Annotated in this window: 1 protein-coding gene; it reads left to right on the forward strand. The window is 53.0% G+C overall.

The genetic code is table 11. The features are described from left to right. The coding region (locus CE491_RS00150) for a transposase (RefSeq protein ID WP_199884904.1) at nucleotides 1–255 on the forward strand (255 nt) is incomplete at its 5' end. Nucleotides 256–349 lie beyond the last annotated feature (94 nt).

Consider the following 349-nt stretch of genomic DNA (forward strand, 5'->3'; position numbering starts at 1 on the left):
TGCAGCACCTACAAGAAGCACGGAAAACGCAGCGCGCTGTACAAAGCGATGCGCAAGATCGAGAAAGCCAAGGCCCAGGTTCGCGCCAAGGTTGAGCATCCATTTCGGGTGATCAAGCGTCAGTTTGGTTATACGAAAGTGCGCTTCCGAGGCTTGGTGAAAAACACTGCTCAGATGGTGACGTTGTTCGCCCTGTCGAACCTGTGGATGGCACGTCGACATTTGCTTTCTGGCGCGGGAGAGGTGCGCCCGTAATGAGGGAAATAGCCGCTGCAAGGTGGTTGCTGCGGAAAAAATGCATGAAATACGCGGCAGACTTGATCGATTTTGAACGCTGCCGTTTTTTGAA

The organism is Pseudomonas bohemica, assembly GCF_002934685.1.
GTDB lineage: Bacteria > Pseudomonadota > Gammaproteobacteria > Pseudomonadales > Pseudomonadaceae > Aquipseudomonas > Aquipseudomonas bohemica.